General features: G+C 57.4%; 11 protein-coding genes. 6 read left to right on the top strand and 5 right to left on the bottom strand.

Annotation, left to right across the window (positions count from 1 at the left end; all coding sequences use genetic code 11):
- Positions 1-36 precede the first annotated feature (36 nt).
- A complete protein-coding gene (gene hrcA / locus ACRZ96_RS15820; RefSeq protein ID WP_170399408.1) occupies positions 37-1,101 on the top strand; it encodes a heat-inducible transcriptional repressor HrcA in 1,065 nt (354 codons plus the stop codon).
- Between the two features lie 10 nt (positions 1,102-1,111).
- Entirely contained in the window at positions 1,112-1,675 is a 564-nt protein-coding gene (locus tag ACRZ96_RS15815) for a nucleotide exchange factor GrpE (protein WP_170399405.1), read from the top strand.
- 31 nt (positions 1,676-1,706) lie between these two features.
- On the opposite strand, the gene mutS is transcribed toward ACRZ96_RS15815, so the two are convergent.
- Positions 1,707-4,319: a DNA mismatch repair protein MutS gene (gene mutS, locus ACRZ96_RS15810; protein WP_480814834.1), complete on the bottom strand. Its 2,613-nt coding sequence runs from the start codon at positions 4,317-4,319 to the stop codon at positions 1,707-1,709.
- A gap of 161 nt (positions 4,320-4,480) precedes the next feature.
- Here mutS and ACRZ96_RS15805 point away from each other — a divergent pair, with 161 nt between their 5' ends.
- Complete coding sequence (locus tag ACRZ96_RS15805) at positions 4,481-6,736, top strand: NADP-dependent malic enzyme (protein ID WP_170664236.1); 2,256 nt, start codon at positions 4,481-4,483, stop codon at positions 6,734-6,736.
- A 3-nt stretch (positions 6,737-6,739) separates the two neighbouring features.
- Positions 6,740-7,612 (top strand): ribokinase, encoded by an 873-nt coding sequence (locus tag ACRZ96_RS15800; protein ID WP_480707506.1) that lies wholly within the window; start codon positions 6,740-6,742, stop codon positions 7,610-7,612.
- Here the strand turns inward: ACRZ96_RS15800 and msrA are convergent.
- The 3 genes from msrA to ACRZ96_RS15785 all read right to left on the bottom strand — a co-directional run bounded on the left by msrA (position 7,609) and on the right by ACRZ96_RS15785 (position 10,015).
- Positions 7,609-8,280: a peptide-methionine (S)-S-oxide reductase MsrA gene (gene msrA, locus ACRZ96_RS15795; protein WP_480814827.1), complete on the bottom strand. Its 672-nt coding sequence runs from the start codon at positions 8,278-8,280 to the stop codon at positions 7,609-7,611. The two genes, ACRZ96_RS15800 and msrA, sit on opposite strands and share 4 nt — an antisense overlap.
- Positions 8,281-8,371: 91 nt before the next feature.
- Positions 8,372-8,653 (bottom strand): SCP2 sterol-binding domain-containing protein, encoded by a 282-nt coding sequence (locus ACRZ96_RS15790; RefSeq protein WP_170598637.1) that lies wholly within the window; start codon positions 8,651-8,653, stop codon positions 8,372-8,374.
- A gap of 135 nt (positions 8,654-8,788) precedes the next feature.
- Positions 8,789-10,015 (bottom strand): argininosuccinate synthase, encoded by a 1,227-nt coding sequence (locus tag ACRZ96_RS15785; RefSeq protein WP_170734068.1) that lies wholly within the window; start codon positions 10,013-10,015, stop codon positions 8,789-8,791.
- 138 nt (positions 10,016-10,153) lie between these two features.
- Between ACRZ96_RS15785 and ACRZ96_RS15780 the strand changes: the two genes are divergently transcribed.
- Together ACRZ96_RS15780 and ilvA are read left to right on the top strand one after the other, a co-directional pair.
- Positions 10,154-10,921 (top strand): hypothetical protein, encoded by a 768-nt coding sequence (locus ACRZ96_RS15780; protein ID WP_170613548.1) that lies wholly within the window; start codon positions 10,154-10,156, stop codon positions 10,919-10,921.
- A gap of 57 nt (positions 10,922-10,978) precedes the next feature.
- A complete protein-coding gene (gene ilvA, locus ACRZ96_RS15775) occupies positions 10,979-12,205 on the top strand; it encodes a threonine ammonia-lyase IlvA (RefSeq protein WP_170399362.1) in 1,227 nt (408 codons plus the stop codon).
- Here the strand turns inward: ilvA and ACRZ96_RS15770 are convergent.
- The gene (locus ACRZ96_RS15770; protein WP_480791479.1) at positions 12,202-12,552 is read right to left on the bottom strand and encodes an Hpt domain-containing protein; all 351 of its coding nucleotides are present in this window, start codon (positions 12,550-12,552) and stop codon (positions 12,202-12,204) included. The two genes, ilvA and ACRZ96_RS15770, sit on opposite strands and share 4 nt — an antisense overlap.
- Positions 12,553-12,597: the final 45 nt, after the last annotated feature.

Genomic DNA, 12,597 nt, shown 5'->3' with positions numbered 1-12,597 from the left:
CCTGCGATTTAATGACGATCCAGCAGAGGGCCGCCGATGAGCGAAGCAAGCAAAATTCTGGATGAGATGAATGACCGGTCGCGCGAGGTGTTCCGGTTGATTGTCGAAAGCTATCTGGAAAGCGGCGAACCCGTGGGCAGCCGGACTCTGACGCGCACATTGTCCGAGAAAGTCAGTGCTGCGACCGTACGCAATGTGATGCAGGATCTTGAATTTCTGGGTTTGCTCGACAGTCCGCATGTCAGCGCTGGTCGAATTCCAACACAGCAGGGGCTGCGCATGTTCGTTGACGGATTGCTGGAAATGGGCGATCTGGGTGCGGATGATCGGCAGAAGCTGGACGAAACACTAGGCTCTAACGCAGGCGATGTGGGTGGTATGCTCGATCGCGTCGGCGCGGCGCTATCACACGTGACACAAGGGGCTTCGCTGGTTCTGACGCCAAAGCATGAGGCCGAGATCAAGCATATCGAGTTCGTCTCGCTTGGGCATGACCGGGCCTTGGTGGTTCTGGTGTTTTCGGACGGGCAGGTAGAAAATCGGCTGTTTACACCTCCGCCTGGCCAAACACCCAGTTCGATGCGCGAGGCAGCCAATTTCCTGAATGCACTGATCGAAGGACGTACGCTTGGCGAAGTGCGGCGGCAGATGCTGTCGCAGATCGATGCGCGGAAACAGGAAATCGATGTTCTGGCGCGTGAGATGGTCGAGAGCGGCATTGCCGCTTGGGACGGGGACGGCGGCGACTCGGCCCGGCTGATCGTGCGCGGGCGGGCGAATCTGTTAAATGAGCCGGGTCAGGCAGAAGAACTTGATCGAATCCGCACCCTGTTTGACGACCTTGAACGCAAACGCGATATCGCCGAATTCCTTGAATTGACCGAAGAAGGCGAAGGTGTGCGCATTTTTATTGGCTCTGAGAACAAACTTTTCTCACTTTCGGGTTCCTCTTTGGTGGTGTCTCCATATATGAACGCTGATCGTAAGATAATCGGTGCGGTTGGGGTCATTGGACCCACACGTCTGAATTACGGGCGAATCGTACCAATCGTGGATTATACGGCGCAACTGGTCGGCAAGCTGATTTCCGACCGGAGCTAGAGGGTAAGAGATGGCAGAGCCCAAGAACGAAGATTTTCTGGACGACATCATGTCCGCCGAGGCGGAAGAGTTTGCCGAGGATTTTGCTGAGATCAGCGATGAGGCGCTTGAGGTCGATCAACTGCGTGCTGAGCGCGATGATTACAAAGACAAGTTCATGCGTGCGCTGGCCGATGCCGAAAATGCGCGCAAGCGTGGCGACAAGGCGCGTCGGGATGCGGAACAGTATGGCGGGTCAAAACTGGCCCGCGACATGCTTCCGGTTTACGACAATATGAAACGCGCGCTTGAGGCCGCAACCGATGAGCAGAAAGAGGTTGCCGCCGGTTTGCTGGAAGGTGTCGAGTTGACCATGCGCGCGCTGAAGGATGTGTTCCAGAAGCATGGGATTGAGGTGATTACGCCTCAGGTCGGGGACAGGTTCGATCCGAATGTGCATGAGGCGATGTTCGAGGCCCCGGTGCCCGGAACCAAGGCCGGCGACATCATTCAGGTGTCGGCAGAAGGCTTCATGCTGCACGACAGGTTGTTGCGACCGGCGCAGGTTGGGGTGTCGTCAACGCCCGCAAGCTGAACAGTTCCTGGGTCAACCGGGTTCGAGGCGGTCAGGATCTGGCCGCCTCTTTCAGTTTGTAGATCAAGTCCAAGGCTTCGCGGGGGCTGAGTTCATCTGGAAGGATGGTTTCCAGCATATCAGCAACGGGCGAGGTTTTTGGCGCAGGAGGAGGCGGCGGCGCAGCTGAAAACAGGGGCAGATCGTCGATCAGTGCTTTCTGCTTACCGCCTTCACGTTCGGTTTTTTCTAATTGATCCAACACGATACGGGCGCGGTCCACAACCGAGGCGGGCAAGCCAGCCAATTGTGCAACCTGGACGCCGTAGGACCGATCGGCAGCGCCTTTATGTACCTCATGCAGAAAGATGACTTCACCCTCCCATTCTTTGACTGCAACGGTCGCGTTTTCTACACCGTTCAGACTTCCAGCGAGTGCAGTTAATTCGTGGTAGTGGGTGGCGAACAATGCGCGGCATTGGTTTGCCGCGTGTAGGTGTTCCAATGTGGCCCAGGCAATGGAAAGGCCGTCGTAGGTCGCGGTGCCTCGGCCGATCTCATCAAGGATTACGAGCGCGCGGTCGTCGGCCTGATTCAGAATAGCTGCGGTTTCGACCATTTCGACCATAAAGGTCGAGCGGCCCCGCGCCAGATCGTCTGACGCTCCGACGCGGCTGAACAATTGACTGACTAATCCGATTTGCGCCTGTTCCGCCGGAACATAGCTGCCCATCTGCGCCAGTAGGGCGATCAGCGCATTCTGGCGCAGGAAGGTTGATTTACCGGCCATGTTGGGACCGGTGAGCAACCAAATTGCAGCGCCTGCATCGGCGCTCAGATCGCAGTCGTTGGCGATGAAAGCATCGCCGCTTTGCTGCCTCAGGGCATGCTCGACCACCGGGTGACGGCCTCCTTTGATGTCGAATGCGCGTGACCCGTCGACCTTTGGACGGCACCAGCTTTCGCCGCGAGCCAGATCGGCGAGTGCAGTGGTTAAATCCAGCTCAGCCATCCCGCGCGCGGCCTGATTTAGCCGTGCGGCAATATCCAGAATAGCCCCAGAAAGCCTTTGATAGAGCCGTTTTTCGATCTCTAACGCGAGATTTCCGGCATTCAGAATCTTTGTTTCGATCTCGGACAGCTCCACTGTGGTGAAGCGCACCTGATTGGCGGTGGTTTGGCGGTGGATATAAGTCTCGCTAAATGGCGTGTTCAACATTTTCTCGGCATGGGTTGCCGTGGTCTCGATGAAGTAGCCAAGCACATTGTTGTGTTTGATCTTCAGTGACGTGATGCCGGTATGCTCCGCGTATTTCTGTTGGAAACCTGCGATGACCGAACGGCCTTCGTCACGCAAGGTGCGCGCTTCGTCCAATTCGGTATCAAACCCGGGGGCGATAAAGCCGCCATCGCGGGCCAGCAAGGGTGGATCGGCAACCAATGCTTCGTCCAGCAAAGCCAACAGATCGTCAAATCCGACAAGGTTCTGGACGGCAGTGGCCAGCAGAACAGGCAGATCCTGTGAGGCACAGGTTTCGGCGATTGTTGCGGCTTGTTCCAATCCATTGCGGATAGCGGCCAGATCACGCGGGCCGCCTCGATCCAGCGAAAGACGAGACAGAGCGCGATCCAGATCGGGTGTTTTGCGTAAAGCTTCGCGCAGATCTGAGGCGATCAGGTTATCTTCGACCGCTAAAGATACTGCGTCCAGTCGGGCGTGGATCACATCCAGATTACGCGAGGGGCTGGACAGTCGCTGTTCCAGAAGTCTTGCGCCACCTGGCGTTACTGTTCGGTCGACCACGGACAGCAGCGACCCGGTGCGCCCACCAGACAGCGACCGGGTCAGTTCCAGATTGCGTCGCGTTGCGGCGTCGATCTGAACCACGCGATCCTCGGATTCCTTCAGGGGAGTTTGCAGCAGGGGCAGTTTGCCCTTTTGCGTGATCTCCAGATATTCGATCAGCGCGCCCATGGCCGAAACCTCGGCGCGCCCGAAGTTCCCGAATGCATCCAGAGCGCCCACGTGAAACAACCCGCAGATGCGTTTCTCGGCTGCAGCGCTGTCAAAACTGGCGCGCCCGACAGGCGTAAGCGATATGCCAAGGTCCATGACGGTTTCATGCAGCTTTTCCTCGGACCCATCGGCTACGATCAGCTCAGATGGGGCCAGCCGAGCGAGTTCAGGGCTCAACCGGATTGACGTCAGCGGCATCACGTGAAACGCACCGGTTGAGATATCGGCCCAGGCCAGCGCAGCTTCGTCCCGAACCTCGGCATAGGCGGCCAGAAAGTTGTGCCGCCGCGCCTCTAGTAGGGCATCTTCGGTCAGTGTGCCGGGCGTCACCAGACGCACAACACCGCGCTTTACCACCGATTTAGAGCCTCTTTTCTTGGCTTCCGCCGGGCTTTCCATCTGCTCGCAGACCGCGACGCGGAATCCTTTGCGGATCAAGGTCAGCAAGTAGCCCTCGGCAGAATGCACCGGCACGCCGCACATCGGGATATCGTCGCCATTGTGTTTGCCGCGCTTGGTCAGCGCGATATCCAACGCCTCAGCCGCGTTCACCGCATCCTCGAAGAACATCTCGTAGAAGTCACCCATGCGATAAAACAGCAGGGCATCTGCATGAGCCTCTTTGATCTCAAGGTACTGCGCCATCATCGGCGTGACTGTGGACAAATTCGGCCCCCTTCTGGCGTGTTCCGGGCGCGACCTTACAAATCCCGCATCTTCAGTAAAAGGTGAAAACTCATTCTCGTTGAGGCGCGGCCCCGCCTGCGTTATGAGGCAAAAGCCCCAAAGTCATGGAAACGACCTGTAAGATGCCCAAAGCGAAGATCACCAAAGAAGAGGCGCTGGCCTTTCACCTCGACCCGACCCCCGGCAAGTGGGAGGTGCAGGCCACCGTACCCATGACCACGCAGCGCGATCTTTCGCTAGCTTACAGCCCTGGCGTTGCGGTTCCCTGTGAAGCCATCGCTGAAGCACCAGAGACGGCGTATGACTATACAAACAAAGGCAATCTTGTTGCCGTGATCTCGAACGGTACCGCCGTTCTGGGCCTTGGAAATCTGGGTGCGCTGGGCTCAAAACCGGTGATGGAAGGCAAATCGGTCCTGTTCAAGCGGTTCGCTGATGTGAACTCGATCGATATCGAGCTGGATACCGAAGACCCGGACGAGTTCTGTCGCGCTGTGCGCCTGATGGGCCCGACCTTTGGCGGAATTAACCTTGAGGACATCAAAGCGCCCGAGTGTTTCATCATCGAACAACGCCTGAAGGAAGAGATGGATATCCCGGTCTTCCACGATGACCAGCATGGCACAGCAGTGATTTGTGCGGCGGGCCTGCTTAACGCATTGCACATCTCGGGCAAAAAGATCGAAGATGTAAAAATCGTCCTGAACGGGGCAGGCGCTGCAGGAATTGCCTGTATCGAACTGCTCAAGGCCATGGGTGCACGGCACGAGAATTGCATCGTCTGCGACACCAAAGGCGTGATTTATCAGGGCCGGACCGAGGGCATGAACCAGTGGAAGTCGGCCCATGCCATCACGACTGATCTTCGCACTTTGGAAGAGGCCATGAAGGATGCGGATGTATTTCTGGGCGTGTCGGTCAAAGGGGCGGTGACACAAGACATGGTCGCCAGCATGGCTGACAATCCGGTGATTTTCGCCATGGCGAACCCTGACCCGGAAATCACCCCGGAAGAGGCGCACGAGGTGCGCGTTGATGCGATCGTCGCGACGGGCCGTAGCGATTATCCGAATCAGGTGAATAACGTTCTGGGTTTTCCTTACCTGTTCCGCGGTGCGCTGGATATTCATGCCCGTGCGATCAATGACGAGATGAAAATCGCCTGCGCCCATGCTCTGGCGCGATTGGCACGTGAAGATGTTCCGGATGAGGTTGCCATGGCCTATGGCAAGTCGCTGACTTTTGGGCGCGACTACATCATTCCAACGCCTTTTGATCCGCGCCTGATCCACCGTATCCCGCCTGCGGTTGCCAAGGCTGGTATGGATACCGGCGCGGCGCGACGTCCGATCATCGATATGGACGCTTATGAGCTGAGCCTGAAATCCCGCATGGACCCGACGGCCAGCATCCTGCGCGGCTTGAACGCGCGGGCGCGTCAGGCGCAAAGCCGGATGATCTTTGCCGAGGGAGACGATCCGCGCGTATTGCGCGCGGCCGTAATGTACCAACGCTCGGGCTTTGGTAAGGCTCTGGTTGTGGGCCGGCCAGACGACGTAAAGGTAAAGCTCGAATCCGCTGGTCTTGGGGACGCGGTGCGTGAAATTGATGTGGTGAATGCCGCCAATACCGCGCATCTCGAGGCCTATAAGGATTTTCTGTATCAGCGCCTGCAGCGTAAGGGCTTTGATCACAAAGATATTCACCGCCTCGCTGCACGGGATCGGCATGTGTTTTCGTCTCTGATGCTGGCGCATGGTCATGCGGATGGTCTGGTGACCGGGGCCACACGCAAGTCGGCGCACGTGCTGGACCGTATCAACCATGTGTTTGACGCCGATGCCGCCCATGGCGCGGCTGGGGTTACCGCGTTGCTGCACAAAGGACGGATTGTCTTGATTGGTGATACGCTGGTGCATGAATGGCCGGACGAGAACGATCTGGCCAATATCGCTGAACGCGCCGCAGCCGTGGCGCGCCACATGGGGCTAGAGCCCCGGGCGGCCTTTGTCAGTTTCTCGACCTTCGGTTACCCGGTGTCTGAGCGTGCTGAGAAGATGCACCGCGCCCCGGCGGTGCTGGATGAGCGCGGCGTCGATTTCGAGTACGAAGGCGAGATGACGGTTGATGTCGCCCTGAATGTTGATCAGCAGGAAGCCTATCCGTTCCAACGACTGACCGGACCAGCCAATATCCTGATTGTTCCTGCACGACACTCGGCCTCGATTTCGACCAAACTGATGCAGGAAATGGGCGGCGCCACCGTGATCGGCCCGATCCTGTCCGGCGTCGACAAGCCGATCCAGATCTGTTCGACGGTCTCGACCGCAAATGACATTCTGAACATGGCCATCCTGGCCTCCTGCGATATCGGGTAAATCATGACAATCTGGAACCTTGGCTCAATCAACGCGGATATGGTCTATGCCCTGCCGCATTTGCCCGAAGCGGGTGAGACACTGGCGGCCAGTGGGCTACAGAGGTTTCTGGGTGGCAAGGGCGCCAACATGTCTGTGGCGTCTGCACGAGCCGGATCGCGGGTATCCCATATCGGCGCGGTGGGCTCGGATGGCCTTTGGGCACGGGACCGGCTGACCGAATATGGCGTGGACACGCGGCATATTGCCGAGGTGGATGTGCCGACCGGTCACGCCATCATCGCAGTAGATGCGCAGGGTGAAAACCTGATCGTTCTGTATCAAGGCGCCAACCATGCCATCTCGAACGACCAACTTGGGCAGGCATTGTCCTCGGCTGTTTCTGGTGATCTGCTGGTGATGCAGAACGAAACCAATGCACAGATTGAGGCCGCTAAACTAGGTTGCGAAATGGGGCTGACTGTCTGCTACGCCGCCGCCCCATTTCAGGCAGACGCAGTTCAAGCGGTTCTACCGTATCTGGATTTTCTGATCCTCAACGAAGTCGAGGCCGAGCAATTGCAGGATGCAACGGGTCTCGCCCCTTCAGACCTGCCGATCGAACATGTGATCGTCACCTTTGGCTCAAAAGGTGCGCGCTATTATCAGCAAGATCATCAACCCCAAGCGTTTCAGGCCCATAAGGTCAACGCTGTGGATACCACCGGGGCAGGTGACACATTCACCGGCTATGTGTTGGCTGGAATGGACCGGGGTATGCCGATGGCGCAGGCGATTACCCAAGCAAACCGTGCCGCGGCCCTGATGGTCACGCGGCACGGCACTGCAGATGTCATTCCTGATCTGAAAGAGGTGCGCGAAGCGCAGTTTGACTAGGACCCCGCAAAGGGCGCTTCGTTGCCCCACAATTGTTTGACCCGCGCATCGCGACCGCAGGCTTCGCGGTAGGCCTTATAGGCGTTCTTTTGGCGCTTGGGGCCAAAGCGGGTCAATACCAGCTTGCTACCCTTGTAATAATCCTGGTGATACGCCTCGGCTGGAAAAAACGTTCCGGCTTGCAGGATCGGCGTGACCACAGTCTGCCCCAGCGCGTTTTGTGCGCTGGTCTTGGCTTGCTGTGCCTGCGCCTTTTCCCCTTTGTTAGAGACGAAAATTGCTGTGCGATAGCTGTCGCCGCGATCGCAGAACTGGCCGCCCGCATCCGTGGGATCGACTGAGCGGAAGAACATGTTCAGCAAGGTTGCACGGGAAACGCGGGCGGGATCGAAGGTGATCTGGACCGCCTCGTAATGCCCTGTTCCGCCTTTCGAGACCTGATCATAGGTGGGACTATCCGTCTTGCCACCGGTATAGCCCGAGACCGCGCCGATCACGCCGGGCACGGATTCGAAATCGGATTCCACGCACCAGAAACAGCCACCGGCGACTGTTAGCGTCTCAGTGCCAGCGGCCGGAGCAGGTAAGGCGCGCAGCATTGCTGCCAACAAGATCAGCACAAACAGAAGTGAAGGTTTCAGGCGATCAAGGTAAGTGATCCGGGTCATGGCAGGTCTCCTTCCGAAACCAAGCTGCCCGCAGATTTTTGTGCTTGCAATGCGCTGACATGATTTGTCACGCGCTGGTGAGACGAGTTTATCAGCCCAGCAGCTGCCCCAGCTTCATCGCAACACCCATGTTGCCCGAGATTTTCAGCTTGCCCAGCGCAACCCCGGTCATTGGGTTCAGCTTACCGGTCAGCAACTTAGAGAGGTTCTCGCGCGAGATGCGGATAGTGCAGTCTGTGTCCCGATCCTGGGTTGAGGCAGTATTCTCCGCCAGAACGATCACGCCCTCGTCGCCACAATCGAACTTAAGCGATCCGTCAAAGTTTTTGCCGTTCAAACCCTTTTGAATTCCGTCGGCGATGTCTTGCAGCATTATTCGTCCTTCCCTGATTGACGTATGCGTAAAGACAATCGCCTGATCCGGGCAAGCCCGACCCGACGGAAACCCGGCAAAGAAAAACCCCGGTGCCTGATCAGACACCGGGGCCAGATCTAAAATTCTAAACGCTTACTTGCTCAGCCGTTTGTCACGCGCGGCCAGAAGCTTCAGGCGCAGTGCGTTCAACTGGATGAAGCCTGCCGCATCTTTCTGGTCATATGCACCAGCGTCTTCCTCAAAGGTCACGTGCGCCTCGGAGTACAGCGAATGATCCGACCAGCGGCCCACGGTTGAGGCAAGACCTTTGTACAGTTTCACGCGAACGGTGCCGGTGACATGCTCTTGCGACTTGTCGATGGCTGCCTGCAGCATCTCCCGCTCGGGCGAGTACCAGAAGCCGTTATAGATCAGCTCGGCATATTGCGGCATCAATTGGTCTTTCAGGTGCATCGCGCCCCGGTCCATGGTGATGGACTCGATCCCACGATGCGCTTCCAGCAGGATGGTGCCGCCGGGGGTTTCGTAAATACCGCGCGATTTCATGCCCACGAACCGGCCTTCAACCAGGTCCAAACGACCGATGCCGTGCTTGCCGCCAAATTCGTTCAGCTTGGTTAGGATGGTCGCGGGGCTCATCGCCTCGCCATTGATGCTGACCGCGTCGCCTTTTTCAAAACCGATCTCGATAAACTCCGGCTCGTTCGGCGCATCCTCGGGGTGGACGGTGCGCTGATAGACATAGTCGGGTGCCATATCGGCGGGGTCTTCCAGAACTTTGCCCTCGGACGAGGTGTGCAGCAGGTTGGCATCGACCGAGAACGGGGCCTCACCACGCTTGTCCTTGGCGATCGGGATCTGGTTCGCCTCGGCAAATTCCAACAGCTTGGTACGGCTGGTCAGGTCCCACTCACGCCACGGCGCGATCACCTTGATTTCGGGATTCAGTGCGTAAGCAGCCAGTTCAAAACGAACCTGATCGTTGCCCTTGCCAGTCGCGCCGTGGGCCACAGCGTCAGCACCGGTCGCTTCGGCGATCTCGACCAGACGTTTCGAGATCAGAGGGCGCGCAATCGACGTACCCAGCAAATACAGCCCTTCGTACTGTGCATTGGCGCGGAACATCGGGAAGACGAAATCGCGGACGAATTCCTCGCGGATGTCTTCGATATAGATGTTCTCGGGTTTGATCCCCAGCAGCTCGGCTTTCTTGCGGGCGGGTTCCAGCTCCTCGCCCTGACCCAGATCGGCGGTGAAGGTCACGACCTCACAGCCATACTCGGTCTGCAGCCATTTCAGAATGATCGAGGTATCAAGGCCACCGGAATAGGCCAGAACAACTTTCTTGGGCGCGGACATCTGATTTCCCTTTGTACGTAGAACGACTGGCCCCTAGCGGGTTTTGGACGTGGGGGCAAGCGGCGTGCATTGACGCAGGGCGGGAATTGCGGTGAAACGGGCGGATAGAGAACAAGGATTGGTTGAGAGGGCGGTTTCATGCTGGGGCTGGAGATTTTCGTACATTCGGTGAAGATGGTTTTGAGGAACCTGACGCAGGCGCTACAGATTTCAGTCGTACCGGCGCTCATTGGCGGCTTTTTAGCCATCGGCCTGTTCTTCCTGTTTGGCATCCCTTTCGAAGAATTCAACAGTGAAACCAATGGCTTCCCTGAAGGCGTAACGGCCGCGTCCTTCACCGGATTTCTGCTCTGCCTTATGGCCGTTGTCTTTGGGGTCATGCTGTGGATTGTCGTGTCGTGGCACCGTTTCGTTCTACTTGAGGAATATCCAAGCGGTTTGGTTCCGCCTTTCAGGTTCGACCGTGTGCTCGCCTATTTCGGACGCCTTCTGATGCTCGGCCTAATCGCTCTTATCATCATGATACCGGGAGCGCTGATCATGGGCATGATGGCGCAATCCTCTGTGGCGCTGGGAGTTCTGGTTTGGCTGGGTTTGATCATCTTTCTCACGATCGGATTCTATCGGGCCTCCCCGATTTTACCCGGCGCAGCGATCGGAAAACCAATAAAGCTGTCTGAAGCGTGGCAAGCAACCTCGGGCGCAAGCGGAGCCATCGCACTTCTGGTTGTCTTGTCCATTCTCTTCCAAATATTGCTTCAGCTACTGGCGTCTTTGCTGCTTTTCGTCCCGATCATAGGTGTCTTGATTGTCTTGTTTGCGAGCATGCTGATCGTCCCCTTGATCAATGTCAGTATCCTGACGACGATCTATGGTGTGTTCATCGAAAAGCGCGAGCTGGCCTAAGCCCGTACACATATGTATTCCTTGCCCTTTCGACGATGATGGGGCAGGGAATCCAACATGACTGATTTCACGACCCGCGCCCGCGCTGCCGAAAAGGCAATGCGCTCAGTGTTTCCGGCAACTCCGTTGCAGCGGAACGCCCATCTGTCCGACCGTTACGGCGCGGATATCTGGCTCAAGCGCGAAGACCTCAGCCCGGTGCGGTCGTATAAAATCCGCGGTGCGTTCAATGCGATGCGCAAGCAGCAGGGGCAGGACCTATTCGTTTGCGCCAGCGCTGGCAACCATGCGCAGGGCGTGGCCTATATGTGTAAGCATCTGGGTGTGCGGGGTGTGATCTTCATGCCGGTGACCACGCCGCAGCAGAAGATCCAGAAGACGCGCATTTTCGGCGGCGACAATATCGAGGTTCACCTGATCGGTGACTATTTCGATGACACGCTGGCTGCGGCGCAAAGCTGGTGCGCAGAACAGGGCGGATATTTCCTGTCTCCGTTCGATGATGCGGATGTGATTGAGGGGCAGGCCTCATTGGCGGTTGAGATCGAAGAGCAATTGGGCCGAGTGCCCGATCATGTAATTCTGCCGGTCGGCGGCGGCGGTATGTCTTCGGGGGTGGCGACCTGGTTCGGGGACCGGGCGCATTGCCTGTTCGTGGAACCGGCCGGCGGGGCGTGTTTGCGCGCGGCGCTGGCAGCGGGGCACCCGGTGGCGCTGGATCATGTGGATACATTTGTCGATGGCGCAGCAGTAGGCCGGATTGGTGAGAAACCGTTTGAATTGCTGAAATCGCGGCATCTGTCGGATGTGCTGACTTTGTCCGAAGACCGCATCTGTACCACCATGATCGAGATGCTGAATGTCGAGGGCATCGTTCTGGAACCTGCCGGTGCGTTGGCGGTTGAGGCTGTGGGTGACGTGCAAAGCTTTGTGCGTGGCAAGACGGTGGTCTGTGTCACCTCGGGCGGGAACTTCGATTTCGAGCGTTTACCAGAGGTCAAAGAACGTGCGCAGCGCTATTCCGGGGTGAAGAAATATTTCATCCTGCGCCTACCGCAGCGCCCCGGTGCCCTGAAAGAATTTCTGGGTATTCTGGGGCCCGAAGACGATATCGCACGGTTCGAATACATGAAGAAATCGGCGCGCAACTTTGGCTCGGTCCTGATCGGAATCGAAACGCGAAAGCCTGAGAACTTCATGCGCCTGTTTGCGCATCTGGATGAAGCCGGGTTCACTTATACGGATATCACCGAAGACGAGACGCTGGCACAGTTTGTGATCTAGCGCAGGTTTTCGGCCAGACCGGCCTGAAACAGTTTTTTCGACTCGTCGTAGGCCGCGATAATCGCCAGCAAATCAACGGCGGCGCTTTCACCTGCGGCTGCGCGTCGCTCACCGTCTTGGCACAGTTTCGAGAAACTATCAAAGCCAAGACTCAGCGCGCTGCCCTTCAGGAAATGTAGGTTCTGTTCGATCTCGGAGCGGGCAGTGTCATCGCGTAGCTTAGTGATAACTTCCTGAACCTCGTCCAAAAAGATTTCGACAACCTCGGTGAACTCGTCTGCGCCGACTTCATCACGTAACTGTCTGACTCTGGACCACTGAATCATGCCACCCTCTTGCGGTTGCATATTGTTAGACCGTCGCGGGTAAAGATGGGGTTAAATCGCGGCCAT

Source organism: Ruegeria sp. CF1, assembly GCF_056537445.1.
The sequence above is the reverse complement of the archived record's forward strand: the minus strand, read 5'-3'. Positions and strand labels throughout refer to the sequence as shown.

What these genes read in the sequence shown, in the direction of transcription:
- hrcA (WP_170399408.1), top strand. Translation starts at nt 37, where the DNA reads ATGAGCGAAGCAAGCAAAATTCTGGATGAGATGAATGACCGGTCGCGC.
- ACRZ96_RS15815 (WP_170399405.1), top strand. Translation starts at nt 1,112, where the DNA reads ATGGCAGAGCCCAAGAACGAAGATTTTCTGGACGACATCATGTCCGCC.
- mutS (WP_480814834.1), bottom strand. Translation starts at nt 4,319, where the DNA reads ATGATGGCGCAGTACCTTGAGATCAAAGAGGCTCATGCAGATGCCCTG.
- ACRZ96_RS15805 (WP_170664236.1), top strand. Translation starts at nt 4,481, where the DNA reads ATGCCCAAAGCGAAGATCACCAAAGAAGAGGCGCTGGCCTTTCACCTC.
- ACRZ96_RS15800 (WP_480707506.1), top strand. Translation starts at nt 6,740, where the DNA reads ATGACAATCTGGAACCTTGGCTCAATCAACGCGGATATGGTCTATGCC.
- msrA (WP_480814827.1), bottom strand. Translation starts at nt 8,280, where the DNA reads ATGACCCGGATCACTTACCTTGATCGCCTGAAACCTTCACTTCTGTTT.
- ACRZ96_RS15790 (WP_170598637.1), bottom strand. Translation starts at nt 8,653, where the DNA reads ATGCTGCAAGACATCGCCGACGGAATTCAAAAGGGTTTGAACGGCAAA.
- ACRZ96_RS15785 (WP_170734068.1), bottom strand. Translation starts at nt 10,015, where the DNA reads ATGTCCGCGCCCAAGAAAGTTGTTCTGGCCTATTCCGGTGGCCTTGAT.
- ACRZ96_RS15780 (WP_170613548.1), top strand. Translation starts at nt 10,154, where the DNA reads ATGCTGGGGCTGGAGATTTTCGTACATTCGGTGAAGATGGTTTTGAGG.
- ilvA (WP_170399362.1), top strand. Translation starts at nt 10,979, where the DNA reads ATGACTGATTTCACGACCCGCGCCCGCGCTGCCGAAAAGGCAATGCGC.
- ACRZ96_RS15770 (WP_480791479.1), bottom strand. Translation starts at nt 12,552, where the DNA reads ATGCAACCGCAAGAGGGTGGCATGATTCAGTGGTCCAGAGTCAGACAG.